The sequence below is a fragment of the Streptomyces sp. NPDC036822 genome, assembly GCF_055609145.1.
On record NZ_JBVJPY010000033.1, the window covers coordinates 1 to 24,854 of the forward strand.

The window sequence follows — 24,854 nt, forward strand, 5'->3', positions numbered from 1 at the left end:
GGGGTGGACGGCTCTTCTCGGTTGACTGGCTTCTGAGCTGCGACAGCAGTCGACGTCGCGAGACGCAGCCGTCACCCGATCGGAGCCGTTCTGAAAAAGCTCACTGAGCAACTGCCGTACGAGGGCTCCTGGTCACTCTGCAACCAGCGGGGCCGCGACCCCGGATTAGCCAGTGCTGTTGTGGGCCCTACCGGGCCAGTCGAGCCCCGCGGTCCGAAGAGAACGATCTCTCGGAGTCGGAGAAGGGCCGGCCCGGTGCGGTTCCCTTCAGCGGTGGCGGCAGCCTGGGACGGTGCACGCCTCCGCTCGTTGCCGTCACCTCACCTTTCGAGCCGTCAACGCCTACGCCCGGCCTACCTGTAGGACAACACATCAGCCGTGTGACCGGTTAGCAGGCACGCACCCGTCGGCAGGCCCCTGCCTTGCGTGGCTTCAACGCCTATCGCCGCCTTGCTCCGAGCGGCCCAAGCTGCGGCCCGCCCGGATCACGTCTGCCGCTGCGGGCCGAAGGAGCATCGATGCGGGGCATCCGAGGGACAGTCGGCACGGTAGGGGGATCACTGGTGGCGGGTCGGACCAGACGCTCATAGCTTCGGCGCATGACCAAACGAAAGATCGCCTACACGGCGTTCACTCTGTCTCTCATCGCTTCTGCAGCAGGCGCCGGCGCCCCGGCGGCGGCCGACCGCGCAGTGCACCGGGTACACCCCGGCCAGTCCATCCAGAAGGCCGTGGACGCGGCAAAGCCGGGTGACACCATCGTCCTGGCTCCCGGGACCTACCGTGAGAGCGTCACCATCACGACGTCGGGTCTGACCCTGCGGGGCTCGGGTGCCTCGCCCAGCGTCATCGTGCCTGCCGAGAAGCCCGGCAACCACGCGTGCGCCAAGGCCGGCCACGGCATCTGCGTGACCGGGACGGACGAGCGGCCTGTCGGGCAGGTCAACCTCCGCTCACTGACCCTCAGGGGCTTCAAGAACAGTGGGCTGTGGGCGACGCGGACCCAGGGCCTGCGGGTCCAGAGAGTGACCGCGGAGAAGAACGGGCAGTGGGGCCTGGCTCAGGAGCGTTCTGTGCGGGCCGAGTTCAGCAACAACATCGCCCGGGACAACGGCGACGCCGGGATCTTCGTCGCCAACACCATCGACCGGGAAAAGGGCGCCGTCGACGCCGAGGGGACGGTGATCCGTCGCAACCTCCTGTCCGGTAACCGGATCGGTATCACGGTCCGGCGGCTGCGGCACCTGGTCGTCGAACACAACGAGGCGAAGGGCAACTGCGCCGGGGTGTTCGTGGTCGGTGACGAGGTCCCTCCGCGCGCCGGGGACATGAGCGTGCGCCGTAACCGCATCAGTGCCAACAACAAGCACTGCCCGGCCACCCCGAGGCTGTCCTTCCTCCAGGGCTCGGGAATCGTCCTGACCGGTGCCGAGAAGACGCTGGTGACGCAGAACATCGTCGAGGACAACGTAGGCGCCTCCCCGCTGTCGGGCGGCATCGTGCTGTACAAGAGCTTCGTCGGCGCTCTCAACGAGCAAAACGAGATCCGCGACAACGTCGTCCTGCGTAATGGCACGGCCGATCTGGCCAACCGCGACACCGGGCAGGGCAACACCTTCCGCGACAACACCTGCGCGGTCTCGGAGCCTGTCGGCATGTGCTGACTGCCCCACCACCACACCCGGCACGACAGCAAAGGCTAGGCGCTGATGACGACTGTTGATCCGGCTCCCCCGCCGCCTATGAGGCTGAGAGAGCTCGTTTTCGGGGCGGCGGGCGCTGCCGCGGTCCGTGCGGCCGCCCGCCTCGGTGTGGCGGACGCCTTGGACGACACGCCTATGACGGTGGAGGACCTGGCGGCGGCACTCAAGACCCGGCCGCAGACACTGCGGCGGTTGCTGCGCGCCCTGGCCTGTCAGGGTGTCTTCTGCGAGCACGCCGACGGCACCTTCGCCCACACGGAGATGTCCCGGCTGCTGCGCGAGGACGATCCGCACAGCCTGCGGTACATCGCTTTGTGGTGCACCGAACCGTGGACGTGGGACGTCTGGCCGCAACTGGACGAGGCGGTGCGCTCAGGCCGCAACGTGTTCGAGGACGTGTACGGAAAGGAGTTCTTCGTCCACCTCAACGAGGATGCTCCCGAGTCCGCACACGTGTTCAACCGGGCTATGACGACTTCGAGCAGGCAGTCCGCGCGCGACATTGCCGACCTGCTGGATCTGCAGGGCGTCTCGTCGGTCGCGGACATCGGAGGCGGGCAGGGTCACGTTCTGGCGAGTCTGCTGGAGAAGTACCCCGCTGTGGAGGGCACGCTGCTTGATCTGCCGGGGGTGGTGGAGAACGCCGACCCACGTCTGCGGGCGGGAGGGGCGCTCGCGTCCCGCGTCCGGATCGAGCCAGGGGACTGCCGCGAGACCATCGCGGTCCAGGCTGATGTGTACGTCATCAAGAACATCCTGGAGTGGGACGACGACAGCACCCGCAGGGCGCTGGCCAACGTACGCAAGGCGGCCCGTCCCGGCGCCCGCGTCGTCGTGATCGAGAACCTCATCGACGACACACCCTCGATGAAGTTCACGACGTCCATGGATCTGCTGTTGTTGCTCAATGTCGGCGGCGCCAAGCACACGCGGCAGAGCATGTCCGAGCGGCTGGTGGAGGCCGGGCTGGTCATCGGCGAGATCCGGCCGGTGAACGCCTACCTTCACGCGTTCGAGTGCACCGTCCCCGCCTGAGCGCGGGACCGGGCACCAGAAAAGCCCGAGGCCGCCGCCTCCGCGTCGATCGCGGGGGCGGCGGCCTCGGGCTCTTCTGTTTGTGCCCTCTGCCCGGTCAGGAGCCGGCGTCCCGCTCCCAGCGGTAGAAGCAGTGCGCCATGGCGTCCTTGGGGCTGCGCCACGTCTTGGGGTCGTAGGCGCTGACGTAGGCCGACAGCTTCTCGCTGGTGCTGCGGAATTCCGGGTGGCCGGCGAGCTGCGCGATAGCGGGAGCCGGATCTTGTTCCGCCTCGATGAGGTGCAGATACACCTCGCCGAACTGGAAGAGGCTGCGCCGGGAGACTCCGACCAGATGCGGGAGCTCACCACGGTCGGACGCGGCGAACACATCGGCGATCGCCGGCGCCGAGCCCGGTGCCATGCGGGCGACGATCAGGGCGTGGTGCATCAGGGTTCCTTCCTGCTGCTGTGATCAGCCGGGCATGACCGGGGCGTGACGGCGCTGACGGGCGACTTGCTCGATGCGGTCGCGGATGAGGGCCATCTGCGTGCGGGAGTTGCGGTTGATGCGGTCCGTCATCTGCTCGTCGTTGACGGGCGCGTCCGGCTTCATGGCGAAGTCCTGGATCCAGCGCATCAGGACGCCGTCGGGCTGCTCGGCGTACTCCCAGCGGATGTTCATGTGGTCAAAGGGTCCGGTCTCGACGCGATGGGCGCTGACGGTCCGCTTGTCGTGGTCCACGGTTCGCTGTGACACCCAGCTCCAGACCTTGCCCGTCTCGTCGGGGTGCATGGTCAGGCGGAAGGTGGTGGCGTCGCCCTCACGGGCGAGCACTTCCACGGCGGCGTACTCGGTGAACAGCCCGGGCCAGTTCTCGATGTCGTTGGTCATGTCCCAGACGAGGTCGAGCGGGGCGTCGATGGTGATGCTGTTGTCGGTGTGGCCTGACATGTCAAACTCCGGTCTTGAGGGCGCTGTTGACGAGATTGATGAAGTCGGCCGGGGTCTTGCTGCGCTCGGCGTCGGGGGGAAGTGCCACGCCATGGCGGTTCTCCAGCTCTCCGACGATTCCCAGCAGGCCGAGTGAGTCGACGCCGAGTGTGCTGAAGGGAGCTTGCGAGGCGTTCTGCAGCTCTGTGGGGTCGACGGTGGCTCCCGCCGACTGCTTCATCAGCGCGGCCAGTTCGCCGTAGGTCAGTTCGGTGATGCTCATGGTGCTCTCCTTCCCGCCCGGTCCTATCGGGCGGATTCGTCTGCGCGGCGCACGACCAGCGCCGCGTTGGATCCCATGAGTCCTCGGCTGAGGACGAGGGCTGTGCGCAGCTCGGCGGGGCGGGCGCGGGTGGTGATCAGGTTGAGGTCGTGGCAGGTGTCGAAGACGTTGGGGGTGGGGGGGATGAGGCCGTGTTCCATGGCGAGCACGGCCGCCGCGGTGTCCAGGACGGGTGCTCCGCAGTAGGCGCGGCCGGTTCCGGTCTTGGGTGCTGTGACGGGCACGCGGGTGGCGTGGGCTCCCAGCGCGTCGGTGAGCGCCAGGGCTTCGGCGCGGTCGGCTGCTGGTACGCCTAGGGCGTCGGCGAAGACGACGTCGATGTCCTGCGGATGGCAGCCGGCCTCGTCGAGGGCGCCCTGGATGGCTCGGGCGAGTCCCTCGCGGGATTCCTCCCAGCGGGAGGCGCCGGTGAAGGTGGAGGCGTGGCCGGCCAGGGCGGCGCGCACCTCTGCTCCGCGCTGTCGGGCGCGGGTTTCGTCTTCCACGACGAACATCGCCCCGCCCTCGGCGGGTACGAAGCCGCAGGCGGCGGTGGTGAACGGCCTGTAGGCGCAGGTGGGGTCCTCTACGGTGCTGAGCTCGGGGTATCCGAGTTGGCACACCACGGAGTAGGGGGCCAGTGGTGCCTCTGCTGCTCCGACGACGACTGCGCTGGTGCCGCGCTGTACGGTGCGGGCTGCGTGGGCCAGGGCGTCCAGGCCGCCTGCTTCGTCGCTCGCGACGACTCCGCAGGGCCCTTTGAAGCCGCCGCGGATGGAGATCTGCCCTGTGCTGGCGGCGTAGAACCAGGCGATGGACTGGTAGGGGCCGACGAACTTGGATCCCTGCCCCCACAGCTTTTGCAGCTCTCGCTGGCCGAATTCACCGCCTCCTGATCCGGCAGCGGTGACCACGCCGATGGAGAAGGGACCTTCGGGGTCTTCTCCGCTCAGGCCGGCGTCGTCGAGGGCGAGGGAGGCTGCGGCCATGGCGTAGTGGCTGAACCGGTCGGTCTGGACGACGAAGCGTTCCTCGATGAGGGCTGCGGCGTCGAAGCCGCGGACCTCGCCGGCGACCTTGAGGGGCAGCTGCTCGCATCCCTCGCGGGTGACGCGGTCCAGGACGGTGAGGCCTTCACGGACGGACTTCCAGTACGCGTCGACGCGTAGTCCGTTGGGGGCGATCACACCGATTCCGGTGATGACCGCACGCCGTGGGCGCTGGGTACTCATCGTGTCTTGCCTCCCGGCTCGGTCAGGAGCACCGCGGACTGGAAGCCACCGAAGCCGCTGCCGACTGAGAGGACGTTCCTCAGCTTGTGCTGGCGGGCCGTGCGGGGGACGTAGTCCAGGTCGCACTCGGGGTCGGGTGTCTCGTAGTTCGCGGTCGGGGGAACCACCTGGTGTTTCAGCGCGAGGACGCAGGCGGCGACCTCGATGGCGCCGATCGCGCCGAGTGAGTGCCCCACCATGGACTTGATGGAGCTCATGGGGGTGCTGTAGGCGTGGGCGCCGAGGGACTTTTTGACGGCGGCTGTCTCGTGCCGGTCGTTTTGCTTGGTGCCCGAGCCGTGCGCGTTGACATAGTCGATCCGGGTGGGGTCGAGCCTGGCCTGGTCGAGCGTGGCGTCGATGGCCCGGGCCATCTCCACCCCTTCGCTGGTCAGGCCGGTCATGTGGTAGGCGTTGCCGTAGGTGGCGTAGCCGCTGATCTCGCAGTACACGTGCGCGCCGCGGGCACGGGCTCGCTCATACTCCTCGAGTACGAGGACCGCTGCGCCCTCGCCCATGACGAAGCCGTTGCGGTTGGCGTCGAAGGGCCGGGAAGCGTGCTCCGGGTCGTCGTTATTGGGTGAGGTCGCTTTGATGGCGTCGAAGCAGGCCATGGTGATCGGTGAGATCGGCGAGTCCGACGCCCCAGCTATGCAGACGTCCGCCCGGCCCTCCTGGATGGTGTGGAAGGCGTAGCCGATGGCGTCGAGGCCGGAGGTGCATCCGGTCGAGACGGTCTGGACGGGGCCGCGGGCGTCGAACCGTTCGGCTACGACGGAGGCGAGGGTGCTCGGCGAGAACGCCATGTGCAGCTTCGGACCGGCCGCCTGGTGATCCACGTCCCATCGCCGGCCGCTGTCGCTGACCAGGACGTAGTCGTGTTCCAGACGGGTGGTGCCGCCGACGGCCGTGCCCATGGACACGGCGACGCGCCAGGGGTCTTCCTTGCCGGTGTCCAGCCCGGAGTCGCGTACGGCCTCCCCGGCAGCGACCGCGGCGAACTGGATGTACCGGTCGGCGTGATCGACCAGTTCCGGTTCGAGTCCGTGGGCGAGGGGGTCGAAGTCGCATTCGGCGGCGATGCGCGAGCGCAGGCCTGCCGGGTCGAAGAGGGTGATTCCACGGGTCGCGGTACGCCCGGTGGAAAGGAGGTCCCAAAACGCCGAGGCGCTGGCTCCGCCCGGAGCGAGCACACCTATACCGGTGACCGCCACACGCCGGGTCACTCGACGGCCCCGCTTGCCTCGGGGGCCCGCCGGTGCTCGTGTACGGACAGGTGTGGCCCGGTGGCTGCGAGCGGGGAGGTGTGTCCGGCGTTGTCGGTGGTCTCCGTGTCGACGTGGCCGAGTTCCGGACGCGGGGCGAGCGGACCTAGGTGGAAGACCATGCGGGCTTCGACGTCGCCGACGTTGCGGAAGCGGTGGCGCATGTCGATCGGGATCAGGAGCCCCTGGTCGGGCCGCAGAGCGTGGGTGACGCCGTCCAGGTCCACTTCCAGTTCGCCGGAGACGACGTACACGAACTCCTCGGAGTACGGGTGGTAGTGCTCTGCGATGCGCTCGCCGGGCTGGACGATGGCCAGGCCCATGAAGCCGCTGGTTGAACCTACCGTGGCCGGCGTGAGCATGGCCCGCAGGTCACCTCCGCGCCTGCGGTTGGGCTCCGTGTCGGTCAGGCTCACAATGCGGGGCCGCTGGTTGAGCATGGTTGTTCCTCCGGGGTGGGGCGTGAGTGCCGGCGCGATCGGCGGCCTGTCGTCAGGAGATCGCCGCAGTGCGGTCGGTGACGGACTGCATTTCGGCGTGCGACAGGAGCCGGTTGACGGTGCGTTCGTCATCCAAGGAGCCCTCGGCGCCGATGGCGGGCCCGTCGAGGAGGCCCTCGAGCTTCGCCGCCGTACCGGACGTCTTGATGCCGAGGGAGGCCAGGGGGTCGAGATCGAGGTCGCCTGCCATGTCGATGAGGCGGACCACGATGTCGTCGCGCTGGAAGACGGTGCTGCTGTGGACCGGGTTGTCAGGGACCGCTGCCGCCGCCTCGTCCTGTTCGGCCAGGAGCCGCGCCAGCTCCATCCCGCAGCCCTCCTTGGCCGGGTAGTACAGCGCGTGCCGTCGCAGGCCGGCAGGGGCCGGCCTGCCGGATGTCACGTGGTGCACGGCCGGGAGCGCGGCTCGGGTGAAGAACAGGCGCGCCGACTCAGGATCGGTCAGATCCCGGTCCTGCTCGAGGTAGGGGTTGATGGCTTCCTCGACCGCTCGCACTTCGGGCTGCCGGGCGACGTGGCGCAGGGCCGCGAGGAGGTCACCCTCGACTTCCACGGCCCGCACGACGCGATTACCGTGCATGAACAAAGAGGTGCGGCGCAGGCGGGTCGTCTCGTCGACCTGGGCCTTTGGCGACTGGTAGCCGGACAGGAGCTCGGCGACCTTGGATTCGCTGCCCGGCTTGACGGTGAAGGTGAGGGCGTGGCGTACGACGCCCTCCCCGACGCGGGCCGCGAGTTGCTTGGCTGGTGATGCTGCACGGTGGGCGGCCGAGCTCGTCTCGCGAAGGACGCTGTAGCGCATCGAGCGGGTGTCCTTGACGCAGCTGTGCATGGGTTTGACGGTTTCGACATGCTCTTCGCTGTTTACCCAGGCGAGGAACGGCGGGGCGCTCTCCCACTCGCTGGTGATGAGCCACTGCGAGGGGTTCTCGATGGACTGGCACAGCTGGTCACTGACGTGGCCGGGGACGGAGGCGACCTGCTTGCGCATGATTTCGTAGGCCTCCAGGAACTGCTCCTGGGCTCCTTCGTACAGGTCGAGCAGCAAGATGACCCGCAGCCGCGAGCCGTCGAATGCCGACTGTGATACGCGCCCCGAGATGGTCATCCGGCGCACCTCGTCTCTTCGTCAGGGGATGTCGGGAACGACGGCCGTGCCACATGTACAGGGGGCGCCGTGTGCCGATCGTTGAGCGGGTCCCGGCAGGTGCGCCAGCCTGGCGAAGCGGACGAGTGAACTGCACGGCAACTGGGTGCCTCCGGCACGCGAGGGGAGGTGGGGACAGGCAAGCATGTGCATCCCGACCCCGATCTCGCGTCGCAGGTGAGCTGGAGGCAGGCTATGAACCGAAGTGAACAGACCGGCGAGATCGCACAGCGCGTCCCCGTCCTCATCGTCGGTGGCTCTCTGGTGGGCCTGTCCACCTCGCTGTTCCTGGGGCGCCTGGGCGTGCCGCATATGCTCGTCGAACGCCATGCCGGCACCTCGATCCACCCGCGCGGGCGCGGCAACAACGTGCGCACGATGGAGCTTTTCCGGGGCGCCGGGCTGCAGCAGCGCATCCAGGATGCTGCATCGGTGCTGTCAGGTAACAACGGCATCCTGCAGGCGCCGAGCCTGGTCGGTGAGGGGGGCAAGTGGCTGTTCAAGGAGATCGACGAGGGCGGGGGGCTGGCACGTTTCAGCCCGGCCCAGTGGTGCCTGTGCAGTCAAAATGATCTGGAGCCGGTACTGCGGCAGAGCGCTCTGGAGCTGGGCGGGGATCTGCGGTTCTCCACGGAGCTGATGTCGTTCGAGCAGGACTCCGAGGGTGTGACGGCGCAGGTCAAGAGCCGTGAAAGCGGTGAACACCTGACCATTCGCGCGGACTACCTCGTGGCGGCGGACGGACCGCGCAGCCCGGTGCGCGAGCGTCTTGGCATCCCCCAGAGCGGGCCGGGCGATCTGTTCCACAACGTGAGCATCACCTTCGTCTCCCGCGGGCTTGCGGACGTAGTCGGTGAGCGGCGTTTCATCGTGTGCTACCTGACCAACCCGGAGGCTGAGGGCGCGCTGCTGCCGGTCGACAACACGCACCGCTGGGTCTTCCATGCTCCCTGGCACCCCGAGCGGGGAGAGACGCTGGAGGAATTCACCGACGAGCGGTGCGCACAGTACATTCGGCGGGCCGTGGGGGTGCCGGACCTGGATGTGGAGATCACGGGAAGAGCTCCCTGGCACGCCGCCGAGAGGGTCGCCGAGCGGTATGCACAGGGGCGGGTTTTCCTGGTCGGGGACGCGGCCCACGAGATGCCGCCGACCGGTGCCTTCGGGTCCAACACCGGCATCCAGGATGCGCACAACCTCGCCTGGAAGCTGGCCGCGGTGCTGGACGGCTGGGCGGGTCCCGGTCTGCTCGCGTCCTACGGCAGCGAGCGCCGGCCGGTCGCCGAGGCGACCAGCAGCCGCGCTTCGTCGCGTTCGGTCGAGCACAGCCATCCCGGGTACGCCCCCGGCCCGCAGGCAAGCGGACCCGCGGGCAGGAAGGGCGGGATCCTCAACGTGGTGCTGGGCTACGGCTACCCGCACGGCGCGGTCCACGGCGCCGACCCGTCGATGCCGGTCGTACCCGACGGGCTGCGGCTGACGGGCGAGCCCGGGACCCGGGCGCCCCACATGTGGGTGAACCGGACCGCAGAGCGCATCACCACCCTGGATCTGTACGAGCGGACTCTGGTTCTCCTGTGCTGCGCGGGCGACCCGGGCGGGTGGCACAGGGCAGCCGGACGGGTGGCGGACGGTCTTGCGGTGCCGCTGACCTCCTACCGGATCGGCGACGGCCACGACGCCGATCTGTCCCCGGCAGGCGACTCGGACTGGGCCGAGGTCCACGGCGTCACCGCGTCAGGGGCCGTACTGGTGCGACCCGACGGGTTCGTCGCCTGGCGCTCGAAAGAAGCCGCGGAAGACCCCGGCAGGGAGCTGCGGACCGCAATCATGGCGATCCTCGGGTTGGAGTAGCCGCATAACGAAGTGTGCGGCAGCCCCATCGACGACGGCTGCCCTGGATAGCGATGGCGCCTGACTGAACAATGCCCCGGTCAGGCGCCGGGCCGGGCAGAGCAGCCCAGGGCTGTCGTCAACGGGATGGGACAGGGCGCGGGAAGTACAGGCCCGCCCTCGTTCGCCGGCTTCGCCGCCGCGCAAAGGACGGCCTGCTGGATGATGGCCCGCAGCCGAACGAACCCGGCACACGCCACCGGGCCTACTCGGCCGGGCTTCTGAGGGGCAGGCAGCATCAAGGGACCATGCAGCGCCCCGATGCCGGCACATGGAAAAGCCGCCTCCACCCATTTAACAACACCAGGTGAAGGCGACCACCGGTGACTTGAACCCGTTGTGCGGGCCCTCATCACTCGAACCAAAGATAACGCTACACCAACAACACGCAATACCCCGATTTTTGACCATGTACCCCAATTCGTCAATATGTTCTTACGCCGACCGTGCGGCCTCCGAGCTGCCCCGAGAGCGGCACAGCGGGCAACCGACGGCACCCTGCACCAACAGAGCCCGCCTGAACAACGGCCCGAACATCACCTACCCCGGGGGGCTGCACTCGCCAGCCAGAGACTCCTTCCGACCGAAGTCGGGTTTCTTACAGCACCGGTAGGCGAAACAACAGTTCCCGGGAAAGGGTGCGGGCGTCCATGGGGTCCCCAGGAGCGGCTCAGCCGCTGGCGCGGGGTCAGCGACCCGGCCTGACAAAGAAGTGCCCGTTCGACCGGGCCGGGCTTGGGAGCCCTCGATCAGGTCGACCTCCCGGTCGAGCAGATGCACACAGCCCCACTGGTGGGGTAGCCGACGTCACCCATCCGCCACCAGCCGTCCCCGGACACCTGCTGGTCGCAGCAGAGCCGGGGCTGATGAAACACCCAGCACGCCGGGCTGCGCACTGCGCCAAACCGATGCAACCAGAGTGACGGAGGACGGCGTTGGCGATGACTCCGCCTGGCCGGCTATGGAGCAGCGACGAGACCAGGGCAGTCCCTCTCGGCTGGGTGCCGGCCGGCCTCTACACAGCAGCGGTGCTCGGCGCGCCGCATTCCAAAAGGGGCAATTAGCCACATAACGTATCGGCTCGACAGTATCACTCGCGATTGACTCATATCCGAGTCTGACGAACGTGGAGATGTCATGCGCAACCTTCGTAAGGCCACTGTTGTAGCCGCCCTTGTGGGAAGTCTCAGCATGCTCGGGGCGGGTGTGGCCACCGCCGACAGCACGCCTTTCGGCAGCAACGGCGGGGACCCGGCGCTGTGCCACCAGGAGATCCACCAGGGGACGGTGCAGAACGGCCTCATCAACCTCGGCAACCTGGGGCTGGGGCTCCTCGGCAACGGCTCGACGCCTGCGCGCGCCAACCAGCAGATCTGCGCCAACGGCCCTGTGTTCGCCGGGAACGGAGCCGACTCCGGCTCGAACGAGAACGGCCTCCTTCTCGGCCTTCTGTAAATCCCTGGCTCTAAGCCCTCAAGCCGACCGGGACAGGGTACATAAAGACGCCAGGACGGTCGGCGGTGGTGGAGGCCACCGCCAACTCTCGCCAGTGATCACGGCGATGACCGTCACTTCTCGCCCCTGAACAACCTGGCCTGACGCAGGCTCCTTGTTCGCGGAACGGTCCCGGCGGCCGTTCCGCGAACGCATGCCCGGGCCGATCCGGTTACATCCGAAATCCTCACCCCTGCACACCGGCCCACTGGGCAAGCATCCGCCCGCGGCCAGAGCGGCCGTGCTCGAGGGACGCGCCGCGACAGTTCTCCACTTCTGCGGGCGCAGGTGGAGTGCCGTCCGCCTCCGCCCTTCTTCCGCCAGGGCGCGATCGGCTGCGCATCCTGTCGCAGGAACCCAGGGACCGCGTGCCTGCGAGGCGGCCCTCACCCGAGATGAGAGCGCTTGCCTGCCTTTGATCCGGGTCTTCGCAGCATGTAGCGATGATGACTTCCGGGGAGGAGTAGCTCGGCTCCCCCCGCTACGGCGACCGGGCCCGATCAAGCCCTTCGGGCGGACAGGCGCATCGGGACAACGCGGCACCCTCAATTGCCGGCAACACGAGAAAGCCGCCCCCACCAATTATGAACGACGCGAGGTGGAGGCGGCTATCGGTGACATGAACCCGCTGTGCGGGCCACCATCACTCGACCAGGGATATCGCTCCAGCAACGACACCTCATGCTCAGAATTCTGGCCATGCGCCCCAATTCGCCAATATGTTCCTACTCCGGTCGCGGTTATGAGGGCTGCTTCCGGACGTTCATGGGCGAGGGGCGACGGCCGGCCAAGGAACGACGGCGGACGCGGGGTGCGCGAAGGGGCCCTGCCGGGTAGGCCAGGGCCCCTTGTAGCGCACCCCGTGGGGCGGGGTTAGCTTGCTCAACGCTCCCGCCCCGGCCGAGGTTATGTTCCCTTGCGCCCTCGGTGGGTGCACCAGGAGCGGTGGGAGCCGCGGGGGAACGCTGGAGCGGATGGGCGGTCATGACGCGTGAGTGATGCGCCACCGGCCCTGGTGGGGCCGAGGACGGTCGGTCAGGCACCCACCTGCGTCGCCGACGACCGCACGCCGACGCTTCGCGCGATCAGCCCCTTGCCGGGGCCGCGAACATGCTTGCCGCGTTGTAACCCGAGTGGGCATAGGCGGCGCCCCAGCTCACGGCCTCGGGCTGGGTGCGGGGGAAGTCGGCTGCCACGAGCGTTGCCAGGTCGAAGTAGGCCTGGCGGGTCTTGGGCTTCATCTGCTCCAGGTCGACTTCCGAGCCCGTGGCGAGGTGCTCGTCGAAGGGAATCATCACCACGCCGCGGCAGCGTGCGCGGAAGTGGTCGACGACTTCGTTCACCTTCACCATCTTGCTCTTCTTGCGGGCCTCGGAGATCACGGTGATGCTCCGCTGAACGAGGTCGTCGTAGTGGTGTGCGTTGAGCCAGTCCAGGGTCGTGCTGGCGCTCGTGGCGCCGTCCACGCTGGGCGTGGCGACCACGATCAGCTGGTCGGCGAAATCCAGGATTCCCCGCATCGCGCTGTGCAGCAGGCCTGTTCCCGAGTCGGTCAGGACGATGGGATAGTGCTGGCCCAGACAGCCGACCACCTGTCGGTAGTCCTCGTCGTTGAACGCCGTGGACAGCGCGGGGTCTGCCTCGTTGGCCAGAATCTCCAGTCCGCTCGGGGACTGGGAGGTGAAGCGCCGTACGGCCATGTAGTTGTCGATGTTCGGGATTTCGGCTACGAGATCCCGGATTGTGGCAGTGGTCTCGCAGCGCACGCGTCTGCTGAGCGTTCCCGCGTCGGGGTTGGCGTCGATCGCGACGACCCGGTCCTGGCGCTCCGTGGCAAGAGTCGCGCCGAGCGCGGTGGTCGTGGTTGTCTTGCCGACTCCGCCTTTGAGGCTGATGACGGCGATTTTGTGGCACTGCATCACCGGCGTGCGCAGGATGGCCAGCTTCTCCTCGCGCTCGCGTTCGGCGTTCTTGCCGCCGATGCGCAGCCGGCTCAGTCCTCGACGCTCGCCGGGCCTGGTGCGCAGCAGGCGGTCGGATGAGAGCTCGACCGCTGCGCTGCGGCCAAGGGCCCCCGGGCGGCTGCCTCTGTCCGGCGCTGTCCAGTATGCCGGGCCGTGGTGAGCCGGTGGGGCGTAGTGCTGCGGCATTCCCGGGGCGCCCTGCGACAGGTGCGCCCGGTTGGCATAGAGAGGGGGGAGGCGGTCCGCAGCAGGGCTGCGCATGGCGGGGCCCCCTGTGTGGCGATCCGCGGCGTGGGTCGGTGAGGCATCGAAGCCGATCTGCTCGTCCTGTGAAGAGGCCCCCTGGGGCTCGTAGACGGCGCACGAGGCCGGTGCGGCAAGGCCGGGCTCGTCGGAGTCTTCTCGCCTCCTGTCGGGTGCGGGACCGTCGGCACTGTGGTCGCGGTCATTGCTCACGGTGAGTCCTTTCGCTGGGGCGAGAGCTTTGGAAGGTGGGGGCGGCCCGCCGGGCGCGGGATCAGCGGCGTGAGGACGGCGGCGCTCCTCGGCCTGCGGTGGGCTCGGCGTGCCGGACCGGCGCGGTGAGCCCTCGGTGTGGCTGAGACCGCCGACAGAAACGGCAGTGGCCGGCGGCTTGCCCACCGCCACGTTCACGATCAGAGGCTCGGACGCGCTGGTGGCGTACCGGTGGACGGTTTCCCTTGAAGGGCGGTGCGCATGATGTCCGCTGGGCTCGAGCGCAGGGCGCGCGCCGTGTCCGGGAGGCAGTGCACGCGGTGCTCGGTCGGTGCGGGGAAGAATCGCCACCCCCGTGCGGTCCCTGACGGGTTCCAGGTGGTGCAGCGGGCTTGCCGGTGCTGCGGCAAGAGGCTTCGGCGGGTCGGCACGCACCAGTGTGCCGTCCTGGGCGAAGGTCAGACCGAAGGATATGAACTGCTCCACCGTCAGGACCTGCTTGTCACCCCGCCGGATGTCTACGGCAGACGGCTGCCGGGAGGGGAACGCTGCATCACCGAGCCTGACCGAAGGGGCGTAGGTGGCGCGGTAGCGCTGATTGGCCTGCAAGGCGTACTGGACCTCTGGCGGTACCTCGAGCCGGCTGCGCACACGGAACTGCCCGGCCTTCAGACGCTCGGTTCGCTGCAACTGCACTTTCAACGGGCCGACGAACGAATAGCGCTGTTGATCAGCGTACTCACGCAGCTTTCGCACCAGCTCCTCGCCGAGCATGACCAGGCACGCACTTTGCAGCTCGTGATCGCCTGGACTGAGTTCGACGACGAAGCCGTTGGGCGCAATGGTGCAGTCCCGACTCCAGATCCTGGCGTTGATGTCGCACTCACGCCGCAGGGCGCCGATGAATTCCATAGGCTGAACCGCGGACTTGAAAACCTTGGCGAAGGCACCATTGACCAAAGCTTCGAAACTTTGTTCGATCTTGTTCAGGGTCCCCACGACAGCCTCCGGGGTACCGATCCGCCGCACAGCAGCGCGAACGGATGAGATGAACAGATTACTTATAGTAGTTCTATAGCCACCATGTGTGATCACGCATGGTGTGTCGCCGTAATTCACCGGATCGGTCGCCCACCGGATCACCTCCACCAGCAACCTGGCAGCGACGTGACCTGGCGTTATGCCCGGTTCCCTCGTTGCGCCGCACATACCCCCTGGACGCATCTGGTCGAAGGCAGGATCGGCAAGCAGGCGTCACACGAACACCCCGGCAGCCACTGCCTCGCCAGCACGACTGCTCACTAGGGGCCGGCCTCGTCGCCGACCTGCAGCACCGGGCGGGCGATCACGGACCGAAACCGCTCGATCTTCCACTGTGGCAGTGCCGAGGAAGACGTAACCACGTTTGTCGCAGCTCCCAAAAGCTCACACGCGAACGCCAGGCGGCAGGCGCGGTGCTTTCGTGACCACCTTATGGTTGCCGGAGAGCACCCTCATGCGGCAGCAAGCCCTCAGCATCCGAGGGACATGGCCTGCTCGCCGCGGCGGGCGCCCCGCTGGGCACGCTTCGGCCTAGCCTGGCGCGCCGTGGTGACCCGGCGCTCGTAACGTCGAATTGACGGTCGACCGACCGCGAGGAGGCCCGGATGAAACCACGCGCCGCTATAGCCGGCATCGCCCTGACTATCGGAGCCCTTGTTCCCATGGCAGGAAACGCGCACGCTCAGGATATGAACTGCGAGAACTTCTCCTTTCAGGAGGACGCCCAGGCCGAGTTCAACCGAGACCCGAGCGATCCACACCGGCTCGACGAGGACCGGGGCACCGACGACGGAATCGCCTGCGAATGGCTTCCGCGCAGAAGCGGCGCCAACGTGCCGGTGCCGCTCCCCACGCCTACCCGGCCGACAGTGATGCCCTCACGGGGCGCCCAGGGCGGCATCGGAGGCTCCTACGGTCCCACCGCCGCCGAGACCACCATCGGCCTCAGCCTCGCTGCCGTCTCCGCGGCGGGACTCGCCTACGCGCTGCACCGGCGCCGCACAAACGCTGGTTCCTGATGCCGCCGGCCCCCGGATCGGCGGCCTGGCCGGCACTGGTCTGCTACTGACCTCTCGTGGGCGAAGCCCGGTGGGCATTGCGGGGTCGGCAGCGCTTGCCCCGCAGCCACCCCCCGAAGGCTCTCGGCTGCTGCGACCGCAGCCGCTCGATCTGCGTGCTCAGATCCGCCAGCTGCGAATGCGGTGCGCTGCCTGATAGACGTCAGTCACGTTCGGAGCTCGGCCGATGGACACCAGGTCGCTGCTGCCCCGGATGCCGGCTCGCGTGATGAACGCTTCTCCAGATGCGATCCCGACGCACTTCCGGGGCAGATAGCCGTTGCTGGACAGGACCGGCAGCTTGGCGTAGAGGGCGGGCTGGACGATCTGCATCGCGGCGTTGTTCTTCAGCGCAACCGTTGCGGCGTTGGAGTTCTTGGAGTCGCCGATGAAGATGCCCATGATGTGGTTGCCGTCGTAGCTGCGGATCTCGCCGTCGTACTTCTTGATGATCGTGGACGCCGTGCGCAGCGACGCGCGTATGACCTTGCCGTCGACCTCCGGGATGAAGTCACGGGCCAGCTTGGTGGAGCCCAAGAGGTCGGCGTAGAGGTAGACGGCGTCCAGCTTGACCGCGTCGTTGTTGTAGAGCCCAACGTCGTCCATGCCCGGGACGACGTTGCCGTTCCGGATGCTCCAGGAGTTGCCGACCATCTTGTCCAGGTCAGAGTGGATGTCGTCGCCAAGTGCCATGGATGACCTTCTGTCTCTTGCCGTGCGCTTTGGCGGAAAGTACTCGCCCGCGCTGACAGCGGCCGCCTCCTTTTCTGAAGTCCTGCCGTCAGCGCCCGCCCGCCGGAGCGGTTGCCCTGCTCAGGGTGAGGTGGACGCCGTCCGGGTACGGGCTCGGCTCCGGGACGACCTCGGGTCCGGGTTGTCACCGCGACCTGTTGCAGGCGCGTGCTACAGCCCGATCTCCTATCAGCCCCGCCTATCAGCAGGGCCATTCGCCTGGGAAAACAGGGGGTGGACCTATCAGGGTCACGGCCGAACTCACCATGGTGAGCTGTACTCACCAGCCGCACCCGTCCGACTCGTGCAGGCGATCCGTACGTACAGGTGGAGCGGGAAGGAGGGGGCGGCCCGGTGGTACTGCTCCCAGAGCGCGCTGGGCACCGGGCCTCGCCCGCGCACGCCATATCGGCGCGGGCTGGTGCCGACCCTATCGGGATCAAGGAAGGCGTTTTCCACAGGAGCCGGGCCGGGCGGGAACAGGCCCGGCCGGTGACAGCATGGCGAAGTCGGCGCGGCGGACGAGGCGCGGCAGCCCTGGGAGTGCAGTGAGTTCGCGCTCCTAGGGCTGTGACCTGCGGTGGTGAGGTCGGTGGTGAGTGACGCCCCGAGCGTGGTGAGTGTGCGGAGCCCCGCCGCCTGGTCGTCGTCGGCCGGAGCCGGTGGCGCCGTCACCGCCGGGTGGGCGTCGCCCGAGCCGGCGACCGGACCGGACAGGCCCCAGCTCGCGGCCGCCAGGTGAGCCGGGGAGCTGGTTCAGGTGGCAGCGGTCTCCAACGCGTAGAGCTCGTAGGCGATGGTTCCGTCGTCGATGTGCCAGTCGGACGTGCCGACACGGGTGAACCCCGCCTTGGCCAGGACGCGGCCGGAGGCGGGGTTGCCGGGGTGGTGCATGGCCTCCAGCCGGGTCAGGCGGGCGGTGGTGAAGGCGGACGGAGACGACCTGGCGGGCGGCCTGGGTGGCGTAGCCGTGGCCCGAGCTGTCCTCGCGGAGGATGTAGCTGACGGTTTCCATGAGCGGGGTTCGTCGGCGCAGGGCGACCAGGCCGATCAGGTCGTCCTGCGGAGGATGGCCCAGCTCCACTGCGCGCGGGGGGTTTCGGCGGCTCGGGCGAGGGCGGTGCGGATCTTCTCGTGGGCCTGGTCGAGGGTGAGGGGCTTGCTGGTGGTGTGCCGGATGGAGGCTCCGCTGTAGACGCGGGTGAGGGCGGCGGCGTCCTCGAAGGCCCGGGGGCGCAGGGTCACCATGCGGTGGTCAGCTCCTTCGCGGTGGGACGGTCGGCGGGGTCGGGGGCCAGGCACGCGGTGATGGCGTCCTCGAATTCGGGGAACGGCCACGGCCGGACGTCGCGCAGCGGGGTGGTGGTGCCCTTGGAGATGAGAGCGAGCTTCTCCAGCCGGTCGAGGGTCGTCGTCGTAGGGGACGGGCGGTGGCCGGTCCAGCACCAGAACAGGGAGGCGCCCAGGCTCCAGATGTCTGCGACCGGCTGGGCGGGGATGTGGGTGTCGGCGGGGGTGGCGAGGATCTGCGTGGCGATCTCGGGGGCGGTGGTGTGGGTGAGGGCTCCTCGGTACGGGACGCGGCGGTGGCCGTCGTCGGGGCCGCAGGCCAGGGCGTAGTCGATGACCGCCGCGTGGCCGTCGCCGGTGACCAGGGTGTTGGTCGGCTGAATGTCGGCGTGTGCCCACCCGGCGGCATGCATGAGCGCGAGGTGCTCCGTGAAGGTGCGGACGATGCCCGCGAGCCACGGGCGGACCGAGGCACGGTCCCATTCCGAGCCGCGGGCGCGAGCGAAGGCCCGCCACAGGGGTACGCCGTCGATCCATTTGACGGCGAGCCACCGGCCGCCGCCCCATGTCCCGGCGCTCACCCGGTAGTCGGGGTCGAGGGCGCCGGCGGCCGTGAGGTGGAGGAGGTGTCGTCCTCCTGGGCCATCTCGGCGGCCTTGGCGCGGGCGTCACCCCCGTCGGGTTGTTGGTCTTCAGCGCGACGGCACGCTTGAGGCCCTGGAGTTTCCAGGCCCGCGAGCCTCGGCGGTCGCTCAGGAGCTGGATCGCGGTGAGCTCGCCGGTGTGTCCGGTGAGGAGGGCGACGGCTTCGCCGGGGGGAGCAGGTGCGTGGCCCATGTGCGGATCTCCGTCCACTCGGTGGGGATGTGCTGCAACACGTCACGGCCGTCGTCGTCGGCCGCGGTGAGCGCGGCGGCCAGGTCAGGGGTCGCGCTCAGAAAGCGTGGGTCGCGGCGAGGGATGACGGCCCTCACGGGGAGGAACGAGGCGGGGGCGGCCGGGATCCGGTGGCCGGCCGCGGTGACGTCCTCTTCGCCCGCGTAGAACTTGCCGAACATCACCCCGACCAGGCCGTAGAGGTTCTTCAGCACCCAGTGCGGCCAGGCGAGCAGGTCACGGAGCCGGGCGCCGGGCACGTCACCCAGCAGGACGAGGTTCTCGCACCGCAGGAGACCGCGGGGCCGGTTCAACGAGGGCCGCAGCCACTCCGCGGCCTGGGCGCCCGCGTAGAAGAGCTCCGCCTGGACGGCGTCGGCGGCGCCATCGGCGCGGTAGACCGTTCAGGACGTCAGACCCCGTTGGAGGGACGGGGCGAGGTAGGGGCAGTGGGTGGTCATCTGCCGCGCGTAGTCGCTGACGTCCACGGAGGTCGGCCGGGTGGTGCTGGCCTCGACGAGTCGCAGCGCCCCGGCGGTGGGCCGGGGCGCTGCACTGGTGCGTCCGGTGGTCACCAGCGGGTGATCTCCGGCTGGTCGGGCGCGACGTCGTCGCCGTCACCGCCGCCGGCGGGGCCGCAGACATCGACCGCATCCCGACCGTACGGGCGGGCTCGATGCGGTAGGACTGACCGTGAGTACGGGTTTCGGTGCGCAGGGCGACCGGGGAGCAGGCCGGTATGGGCAGGCCCAGGCGAACATCAGCAGGCGTGGTGAGCGGGTTCGTGCTGCGCCTGGTCCGCGAGTCGATCCCGTCGATGCAGGCCGCCCTGGCGGAGGCCCTGGGCGTGGACGTGGAAACGCTGCAGGGCTGGGAGTCCGGGCGGCGGCCGCTGGCGAACATGCGGGCCGGGGCGCTGCTGGAACTCCGACGGCGACTGCCGACGCTCGGAGGGGACGTGGCGCTGGTGCCGTGGCTGGACTCGGCGATGGAGGCCGACCGGATCATCGCGGCCGGGCTGGACGGCGAGGCCGGCGGTCCGCACCCGCTGGCCGGGTGGGTGCACAGCCGGGACACCGCGCACATGCTGGCCTGGGCGCTGAACGGCACCGTCCCGCCGGCCCTCGCCGGGCGGTTACCCCGGCCCCGGCGGGGGCCGGTCGTCGTCGCGCCGCAGCTGGCGGCCGCGGACCGGGCGGTGTTCTTCGACCACCTGCGGGGCACGACCGAGGCGGCGGCCCGGCAGGGCGAGGGCGGGGTGCTGCTGCACCGTCAGGCGCTCTACCTCGCCTCGTACGACCGAGGGGTGGACGCGGCCGCCTGGACCGCGCACACCCTTCATAAGCGCCGTGACGTGCTGGCCCGGCGGGCTGGTCACCGCACTGGGCAGAAGCCCGCTCCACCGCCACCGCGCTCGCCCGCCTCGGTGACCCGCAGCCGCTGTTGGACTTCATCGACCGCGCCCTGGCCGACGACGACACCGCGGAGGCCGCGAACCTCAACTACTGGGCGCTGTGGCTGGGGGCGCTGCCGCAGCCGGACGACACGTTCATGCGGGACCGGGACCTGTCGGGCTGGGATCCGATGACCCTCCTGCGGGGACTCGCCCGCGGGCTGCACCTCGCGCCTGGCTACGTCGAACCGCCCACTCGCTGTGGGCGCTGCTCACCGCGTTCCGGTGGCTGCCGCAGGCCGCTGGGCAGTTGGCCGGCCCGCTGCGCGAGCGGACCGGGCAGCTCTTGGACCGGGCAGTACTCTCGGGAAGATCCAGGCGCGAGCTGGCCCACGTCCATTACGTTTTCGATCGCAACCGCTGACACCGGAGGACCGCATGGCCGACGACACCACCAGGGGTACGGCGAGCTTCGTCTCCGAGATGGGCGTGCTCAAGCGCGTCGCACGGACCGGCTGGTGGTTCACGGGCAACAAAGCCCCCGAGTCCGTCGCCGAACATGCCTCCTGGCAGGCCGAGGAAGTACACCGGGAGGCCAGCTTTATGACATGTATTACGCCAGCTGGATCTGCTTGGTGGTGAGCTGATCGAGCAGTGGTTGCACCCACGCAGTAAAGTGATCGGCGTTGCAGCGTACGGTGAGTGTCCCGGACCCACCCGCTCCTGTGGCTGCGGCTACGCCGGCGCGTGTGAACCGCTCCGCGATCCCTCCGCCTTCGGTCTTCACCAGCTCACCCTCGGCATGGACAGTGCCGTAGACCCGCACTGCCCGGAAGACTCGCGACTGCCCCTCGTACGGGGCGACAAGCAGGAACCAGCGGCCCCTGAGCTCCCTCACCTGGAAGACTCGCGACTGCCCCTCCCTGATGCTGTGGATGGCCTTTTTGACTTCCTTCACGTAGTGATGGCGATCTCTGTCCAGCTCCTCCTCGTACACGCCGAACGAGGTGAGGTACTCGACAAGCTTGGTGAGTTCAGCAGGGGCTTGAAGGCCGACCCTGGCAAGCGACGCATAGAGATCATCGAATCCCGGGTAATCGGCAATGGCCTGACGCCCTCCGAAATTCTCCGCATCCGCGAGTAGAGAACTCACCATCTCATCCCACTCCTGCTGGGTGATCCGGCGACCATACTCACTCTCTGCGATACCAGCAGGAACGTGCCCCCACACCCAATTACTAAGATCGTCTGCGTCGAGCGAGTGGATCATGAGCTCTCCCTAAATGCTTCATCCGTCCAGCAGAGCGTCCTTGAGGAGCGCTACAAGGGACATACCCCATCGGGCTAAAACCAGGGCATAGCGCAAGCCCACCAGGCACTGCACGAGCGGGCATTGGAGCCGGGCTCAGCTCCTCCAGCACGGCAGCCGCAGCGAAAACCGCCAGACCGAGGTCTCCGACATGAGCCGCCAGCGCAAGCTCATGGCCAAGGAACTCAACGTGCCCGTGGTCGTCGTCGCCCAGCTCAACCGCGGACCCGAACAGCGCACCGACAAGAAGCCGCTCGTCTCCGACCTGCGCGAGTCCGGTGCCATCGAACAGGACGCGGACATGTGATCCTGATCCACCGCGAGGACTTCTACGAGAAGGAAACCGCCCACGCCGGCGAGGCCGACCTGATCGTCGGCAAGCACCGCAACGGGCCCCACCGCCACCATCACCGTCGCCTTCCAGGGCCACTACGGCCGCTTCGTGGATGTGGTGCAGACCTGACCCGAGAAACCGCTCGTACGGCGATTTGACGGCCTCCGGGGCGGTCCAGGTCTCCCTCTGGGAGTCCGGGGCGAAGATCGCCCCGGAGATCGCCGTACAGTGCTTCCGGTTCTTCCCGCCCCACTCCTCGGCGTGCTCCCCGGCGCACCAGGAAGGCGCCTGTGCGCCCGTCTGCGGTCCTGGCATCGTGTGGGCGTCGTCTGGGTGGTTCCTCGTCCGCCGACCGTGTACGGCGCCGTATGTGGCTTTACGGTCCGCTTGTGGATCTTTACGCGGGGCGGCGTGGCTGCGGGAACCTGACCGACCCTTAGCGCGAGCTGGCCGACCGCGTGGCCGTGCGCGCCGAGCTGCTGTGCGCTCAGGTCGGCCGGGACGGTGAGGCGTTGAGCATCCGTGTCGCGGTTGCCCTGGCGGCCGTCCAGCTTGGCCTGCACGCCCCTGTCGAGGTTTGGAGGTAGTCGACCACGGCGAGGTCGAGGCCGTGGCGCTGCTGGAGGCGACGCCTGGGCCTTGATCTGCAGAGCGGTCTGGTGGGGGTCGTCGAAGATGCCGCTGATCATGTGGTGCAGGGCGACGCGGGCCTCAGCGGACAGGATCCGCTCGTGGATGTCGTCGCCGCTCTTCTCCAGCGAGAACAGCGCGGAGACCTTGCCATGTTTGACCGAGGCGGCGCGCACGAAGTCGACGGCGAGGGTGGACTTGCCCATCGACGGGCGGGCGGCCACCACGATCATCTGGCCGCCGTGCACACCGTTGGTGAGGCTGTCGAGGTCGGCGAAGCCGATCGGCACGCCCCGGGTGATCTCGCCCCGGCCACGGGCCTCCAGGCGGTCCATGAGGGCGGCGGAGCGGTCGGCGGGACGGAAGATGGTCTTCTGCTCGCGCACGGTCACGGCCGCATTGAACTCGGCACCGGCCGCATTGGCGATTTCGTCGGCGTCGCCCTGCGCGGCGTAGGCCATGTTCTCGATCTTCGGTCCGGCCTCGGCCAGGCGGCGCAGCTTGGCGGCGCCAGCGACGATTTCGGCGTAGTACGAGGCGTTGGCGGCGCTGGGCACGAGCTGGACCAGGGTGTGGATGTAGATCGCGCCGCCGACGCGGGCAATCTCGCCATGCTTGGTGAGTTCGGCGCTCAGGGTGATCGGGTCGACCGGCTCGTCCTTGGCGAACATGTCCACGATGGCGGCGGATGGTCTAGTGGGCGGGCTTGTAGAAGTCGGCGGGGGTCACCACGACGTCGCCGTCGCGCCCTTGGACAGCAGCTCGCCGCCCAGGACGGACAGCTCGGCCTCGGCATCGTTCGGCGGTGTCGGGTCGAGGCGGGTGTGGGCGGCGTGGTCCTGATCGTCGTTGAACGGGCGGGCGTCGAGGGCGTCTACGGTGGTCACATGGCACTCCTGACGGTCTGGAAGCGGGATGGGGTGCTCGCGGGCCGCCCCAGGCATGGGGCGGCCCGCAGTGCGTTGCGGCCTCACTCGGTCGCGGCTGTCTCGGCCGGGTCCTGAGGGGCGTTCAGCAGGGCGTTGGCTTTGCGGCGGTTGTCTTCGGCCTCGGCCTCGGAGGCTGCCGGAGGCGGGACACAGGCTGCATGCACACCCTGCCCCGAGCTGCCGGCGTGAGGGCGAACCGATGGCGGTCGCGCAGGCACCTGAGCTGGGCCAGTCAGGCCTCAGCCAGGATGCGCAGGCCGAGCTGGACGGCCGCCAGGGCGATGGCGTCGCGGATGCTCAACGCCTCGCTGTCCCGGCTGGCCTCTGCCCGCAGCAACTCGGCGCGCACGGCCAGGCGGTCCGCCAGCTCGCGCTGAGGGCCGGTCAGATGTCAGCAGCCACGCCACCGACCCGCATATAAGGATCCACACCCGCACTGTAAAGCCGTATGCGGCGCCGTGAGCGCCCGACGGAGGGCGGATCCACGGAAACCCCAGCCCCCCCCGGACCCCGGCGCAGTGCAGTGACGGCAGCAGGGCGCACAGACGGCTTGTTGGCGCTATGCGCCCCGCAGCGCCAGGTGTGGGGCGCATAGCGGGGTTACAGCTTGAGGGGGATGTGCTCAGCGCCGGTCAGCCAGACCAGGCAACCGGGACGCGGCGGTCACTGTCGCGGAGACACACCGCGCCCAGCGCATCGGGAGCGGACCGCTGGACTTCACAGTCGCCGGCGCCGGAGTCCTGCCACATTTAGAGGGGCGGGCGCGAAAGGGGGGAGGTACGGCCCTGGTACAGGTGACAGGGCCGTACCCGGCTCCGGCACAGGCCCACGCACCGAGCCAGCATCCCCGGGGGGAGGATAAGACACCGACTCCGCAGACCACCGATCCGAAGCAACACCCCCACCCTCCCACCCGTTCACCCCCACACAACCCCAAAAATCCACCATCTGCCCCAACAGGAGCCAACCCCACCCCACCAGCCCGCCAAAAGGGCAATAGGAAGCACCCGCGCAACATCCCAAACAGCACCGGGCCGTGACCAGGCGATTCCAGCAATAACCTCTTTCATGATGGGGTTCTGAGAGTGAGTGGTCCGTGTGCACCTCCGGCGCGAAATCGCCCTTCGGGTCGAGCAGATCCTGCAGACGCGGGCCCTCGGCCGGGACACGGCGGCCGGCGACCGGCGTGCCGGGCTCCGCCGTCGGGACTGTAAAACGTTCGGTGTAACTCCCGATCATGGAAGATGCATCGATGACCAGCAGCAACGTGACCGAGATCGAGTCCGACGAGCCGTCTGA

At 68.6% G+C, this 24,854-nt stretch carries 22 protein-coding genes and 3 pseudogenes; 8 read left to right on the top strand and 17 right to left on the bottom strand.

Annotated elements, in window-relative coordinates; translation table 11 throughout:
• The first annotated feature begins 599 nt into the window (after positions 1-599).
• A complete protein-coding gene (locus ACZ68P_RS34680; protein WP_471013208.1) occupies positions 600-1,664 on the top strand; it encodes a right-handed parallel beta-helix repeat-containing protein in 1,065 nt (354 codons plus the stop codon).
• Positions 1,665-1,709: 45 nt separating this feature from the next.
• Complete coding sequence (locus tag ACZ68P_RS34685; protein ID WP_471013209.1) at positions 1,710-2,738, top strand: methyltransferase; 1,029 nt, start codon at positions 1,710-1,712, stop codon at positions 2,736-2,738.
• Between the two features lie 97 nt (positions 2,739-2,835).
• Here ACZ68P_RS34685 and ACZ68P_RS34690 read toward each other — a convergent pair whose 3' ends face one another.
• Genes ACZ68P_RS34690 through ACZ68P_RS34720 form a run of 7 tightly spaced genes read right to left on the bottom strand, consistent with a single transcriptional unit; the run spans position 2,836 to position 8,117 of the window.
• Entirely contained in the window at positions 2,836-3,168 is a 333-nt protein-coding gene (locus ACZ68P_RS34690) for a TcmI family type II polyketide cyclase (protein WP_471013210.1), read from the bottom strand.
• Between the two features lie 24 nt (positions 3,169-3,192).
• Positions 3,193-3,672, bottom strand: a complete 480-nt coding sequence (locus tag ACZ68P_RS34695) for an SRPBCC family protein (RefSeq protein WP_471013211.1) — start codon at positions 3,670-3,672, stop codon at positions 3,193-3,195.
• Between the two features lies 1 nt (position 3,673).
• The gene (locus ACZ68P_RS34700) at positions 3,674-3,934 is read right to left on the bottom strand and encodes an acyl carrier protein (RefSeq protein WP_471013212.1); all 261 of its coding nucleotides are present in this window, start codon (positions 3,932-3,934) and stop codon (positions 3,674-3,676) included.
• A 23-nt stretch (positions 3,935-3,957) separates the two neighbouring features.
• On the bottom strand, positions 3,958-5,205 hold the full coding sequence (locus ACZ68P_RS34705; RefSeq protein ID WP_471013213.1) for a ketosynthase chain-length factor: 1,248 nt from the start codon (positions 5,203-5,205) through the stop codon (positions 3,958-3,960).
• Positions 5,202-6,470 carry a beta-ketoacyl-[acyl-carrier-protein] synthase family protein gene (locus tag ACZ68P_RS34710; RefSeq protein WP_471013214.1) on the bottom strand — a complete coding sequence of 423 codons (1,269 nt, stop codon included), beginning with the start codon at positions 6,468-6,470 and terminating at the stop codon, positions 5,202-5,204. Before ACZ68P_RS34710 ends, ACZ68P_RS34705 begins: the two co-directional genes overlap by 4 nt.
• A complete protein-coding gene (locus ACZ68P_RS34715) occupies positions 6,467-6,949 on the bottom strand; it encodes a cupin domain-containing protein (RefSeq protein WP_471013215.1) in 483 nt (160 codons plus the stop codon). Before ACZ68P_RS34715 ends, ACZ68P_RS34710 begins: the two co-directional genes overlap by 4 nt.
• 52 nt (positions 6,950-7,001) lie before the next feature.
• Entirely contained in the window at positions 7,002-8,117 is a 1,116-nt protein-coding gene (locus tag ACZ68P_RS34720) for a SchA/CurD-like domain-containing protein (protein WP_471013216.1), read from the bottom strand.
• 234 nt (positions 8,118-8,351) lie between these two features.
• Between ACZ68P_RS34720 and ACZ68P_RS34725 the strand changes: the two genes are divergently transcribed.
• Both ACZ68P_RS34725 and ACZ68P_RS34730 read left to right on the top strand, forming a co-directional pair.
• A complete protein-coding gene (locus tag ACZ68P_RS34725; protein ID WP_471013217.1) occupies positions 8,352-10,010 on the top strand; it encodes an FAD-dependent oxidoreductase in 1,659 nt (552 codons plus the stop codon).
• Between the two features lie 1,230 nt (positions 10,011-11,240).
• Complete coding sequence (locus tag ACZ68P_RS34730) at positions 11,241-11,504, top strand: hypothetical protein (RefSeq protein ID WP_471013218.1); 264 nt, start codon at positions 11,241-11,243, stop codon at positions 11,502-11,504.
• A gap of 1,124 nt (positions 11,505-12,628) precedes the next feature.
• Here ACZ68P_RS34730 and ACZ68P_RS34735 read toward each other — a convergent pair.
• Positions 12,629-15,112: an FhaA domain-containing protein gene (locus ACZ68P_RS34735; protein ID WP_471013229.1), complete on the bottom strand. Its 2,484-nt coding sequence runs from the start codon at positions 15,110-15,112 to the stop codon at positions 12,629-12,631.
• 581 nt (positions 15,113-15,693) lie between these two features.
• On the opposite strand from ACZ68P_RS34735, the gene ACZ68P_RS34740 reads away from it, so the two are divergent.
• Positions 15,694-16,023 carry an excalibur calcium-binding protein gene (locus ACZ68P_RS34740; RefSeq protein WP_471013219.1) on the top strand — a complete coding sequence of 110 codons (330 nt, stop codon included), beginning with the start codon at positions 15,694-15,696 and terminating at the stop codon, positions 16,021-16,023.
• Between the two features lie 159 nt (positions 16,024-16,182).
• On the opposite strand, the gene ACZ68P_RS34745 is transcribed toward ACZ68P_RS34740, so the two are convergent.
• The 5 genes and pseudogenes from ACZ68P_RS34745 to ACZ68P_RS34765 form a co-directional block, all read right to left on the bottom strand.
• Positions 16,183-16,755 carry a hypothetical protein gene (locus ACZ68P_RS34745; RefSeq protein WP_471013220.1) on the bottom strand — a complete coding sequence of 191 codons (573 nt, stop codon included), beginning with the start codon at positions 16,753-16,755 and terminating at the stop codon, positions 16,183-16,185.
• A 795-nt stretch (positions 16,756-17,550) separates the two neighbouring features.
• Positions 17,551-17,688, bottom strand: coding sequence for a hypothetical protein (locus ACZ68P_RS34750; protein ID WP_471013221.1), 138 nt, complete (start codon positions 17,686-17,688; stop codon positions 17,551-17,553).
• A gap of 156 nt (positions 17,689-17,844) precedes the next feature.
• A complete protein-coding gene (locus ACZ68P_RS34755) occupies positions 17,845-18,042 on the bottom strand; it encodes a GNAT family N-acetyltransferase (protein ID WP_471013222.1) in 198 nt (65 codons plus the stop codon).
• Positions 18,036-18,665, bottom strand: a complete 630-nt coding sequence (locus ACZ68P_RS34760) for a protein kinase domain-containing protein (protein WP_471013223.1) — start codon at positions 18,663-18,665, stop codon at positions 18,036-18,038. The genes ACZ68P_RS34755 and ACZ68P_RS34760 overlap by 7 nt, the downstream gene beginning before the upstream one ends.
• A 171-nt stretch (positions 18,666-18,836) precedes the next feature.
• Positions 18,837-19,535 (bottom strand): annotated as a pseudogene (locus ACZ68P_RS34765) (DUF6875 domain-containing protein).
• A 194-nt stretch (positions 19,536-19,729) separates the two neighbouring features.
• On the opposite strand from ACZ68P_RS34765, the gene ACZ68P_RS34770 reads away from it, so the two are divergent.
• Positions 19,730-20,548 (top strand): helix-turn-helix domain-containing protein, encoded by an 819-nt coding sequence (locus tag ACZ68P_RS34770; protein WP_471013224.1) that lies wholly within the window; start codon positions 19,730-19,732, stop codon positions 20,546-20,548.
• Positions 20,549-20,791: 243 nt separating this feature from the next.
• Positions 20,792-20,995, top strand: a complete 204-nt coding sequence (locus tag ACZ68P_RS34775; RefSeq protein ID WP_471013225.1) for a hypothetical protein — start codon at positions 20,792-20,794, stop codon at positions 20,993-20,995.
• Here ACZ68P_RS34775 and ACZ68P_RS34780 read toward each other — a convergent pair.
• Entirely contained in the window at positions 20,967-21,623 is a 657-nt protein-coding gene (locus ACZ68P_RS34780) for a hypothetical protein (protein ID WP_471013226.1), read from the bottom strand. The genes ACZ68P_RS34775 and ACZ68P_RS34780 overlap by 29 nt on opposite strands.
• Positions 21,624-21,759: 136 nt before the next feature.
• Here ACZ68P_RS34780 and ACZ68P_RS34785 point away from each other — a divergent pair.
• A pseudogene (locus ACZ68P_RS34785) lies at positions 21,760-22,125 on the top strand (DnaB-like helicase C-terminal domain-containing protein); the annotation flags it as partial.
• Here the strand turns inward: ACZ68P_RS34785 and ACZ68P_RS34790 are convergent.
• From ACZ68P_RS34790 to ACZ68P_RS34800, 3 genes and pseudogenes are all read right to left on the bottom strand, one after another.
• Positions 22,092-23,297: a replicative DNA helicase gene (locus tag ACZ68P_RS34790; RefSeq protein ID WP_471013227.1), complete on the bottom strand. Its 1,206-nt coding sequence runs from the start codon at positions 23,295-23,297 to the stop codon at positions 22,092-22,094. The pseudogene ACZ68P_RS34785 and the gene ACZ68P_RS34790 sit on opposite strands and share 34 nt — an antisense overlap.
• A gap of 54 nt (positions 23,298-23,351) precedes the next feature.
• A complete protein-coding gene (locus tag ACZ68P_RS34795; RefSeq protein WP_471013228.1) occupies positions 23,352-23,513 on the bottom strand; it encodes a hypothetical protein in 162 nt (53 codons plus the stop codon).
• A gap of 1,107 nt (positions 23,514-24,620) precedes the next feature.
• Positions 24,621-24,758, bottom strand: a pseudogene (locus ACZ68P_RS34800) (DUF5926 family protein); the annotation flags it as partial.
• Between the last annotated feature and the right edge of the window lie 96 nt (positions 24,759-24,854).

What these genes read in the sequence shown, in the direction of transcription:
- ACZ68P_RS34690 (WP_471013210.1), bottom strand. Translation starts at nt 3,168, where the DNA reads ATGCACCACGCCCTGATCGTCGCCCGCATGGCACCGGGCTCGGCGCCG.
- ACZ68P_RS34695 (WP_471013211.1), bottom strand. Translation starts at nt 3,672, where the DNA reads ATGTCAGGCCACACCGACAACAGCATCACCATCGACGCCCCGCTCGAC.
- ACZ68P_RS34700 (WP_471013212.1), bottom strand. Translation starts at nt 3,934, where the DNA reads ATGAGCATCACCGAACTGACCTACGGCGAACTGGCCGCGCTGATGAAG.
- ACZ68P_RS34685 (WP_471013209.1), top strand. Translation starts at nt 1,710, where the DNA reads ATGACGACTGTTGATCCGGCTCCCCCGCCGCCTATGAGGCTGAGAGAG.
- ACZ68P_RS34750 (WP_471013221.1), bottom strand. Translation starts at nt 17,688, where the DNA reads ATGCACCACCCCGGCAACCCCGCCTCCGGCCGCGTCCTGGCCAAGGCG.
- ACZ68P_RS34715 (WP_471013215.1), bottom strand. Translation starts at nt 6,949, where the DNA reads ATGCTCAACCAGCGGCCCCGCATTGTGAGCCTGACCGACACGGAGCCC.
- ACZ68P_RS34725 (WP_471013217.1), top strand. Translation starts at nt 8,352, where the DNA reads ATGAACCGAAGTGAACAGACCGGCGAGATCGCACAGCGCGTCCCCGTC.
- ACZ68P_RS34775 (WP_471013225.1), top strand. Translation starts at nt 20,792, where the DNA reads ATGGCCGACGACACCACCAGGGGTACGGCGAGCTTCGTCTCCGAGATG.
- ACZ68P_RS34745 (WP_471013220.1), bottom strand. Translation starts at nt 16,755, where the DNA reads ATGGCACTTGGCGACGACATCCACTCTGACCTGGACAAGATGGTCGGC.
- ACZ68P_RS34740 (WP_471013219.1), top strand. Translation starts at nt 15,694, where the DNA reads ATGAACTGCGAGAACTTCTCCTTTCAGGAGGACGCCCAGGCCGAGTTC.
- ACZ68P_RS34755 (WP_471013222.1), bottom strand. Translation starts at nt 18,042, where the DNA reads ATGGTGACCCTGCGCCCCCGGGCCTTCGAGGACGCCGCCGCCCTCACC.
- ACZ68P_RS34790 (WP_471013227.1), bottom strand. Translation starts at nt 23,297, where the DNA reads ATGTTCGCCAAGGACGAGCCGGTCGACCCGATCACCCTGAGCGCCGAA.
- ACZ68P_RS34680 (WP_471013208.1), top strand. Translation starts at nt 600, where the DNA reads ATGACCAAACGAAAGATCGCCTACACGGCGTTCACTCTGTCTCTCATC.
- ACZ68P_RS34780 (WP_471013226.1), bottom strand. Translation starts at nt 21,623, where the DNA reads ATGATCCACTCGCTCGACGCAGACGATCTTAGTAATTGGGTGTGGGGG.
- ACZ68P_RS34705 (WP_471013213.1), bottom strand. Translation starts at nt 5,205, where the DNA reads ATGAGTACCCAGCGCCCACGGCGTGCGGTCATCACCGGAATCGGTGTG.
- ACZ68P_RS34720 (WP_471013216.1), bottom strand. Translation starts at nt 8,117, where the DNA reads ATGACCATCTCGGGGCGCGTATCACAGTCGGCATTCGACGGCTCGCGG.
- ACZ68P_RS34730 (WP_471013218.1), top strand. Translation starts at nt 11,241, where the DNA reads ATGCTCGGGGCGGGTGTGGCCACCGCCGACAGCACGCCTTTCGGCAGC.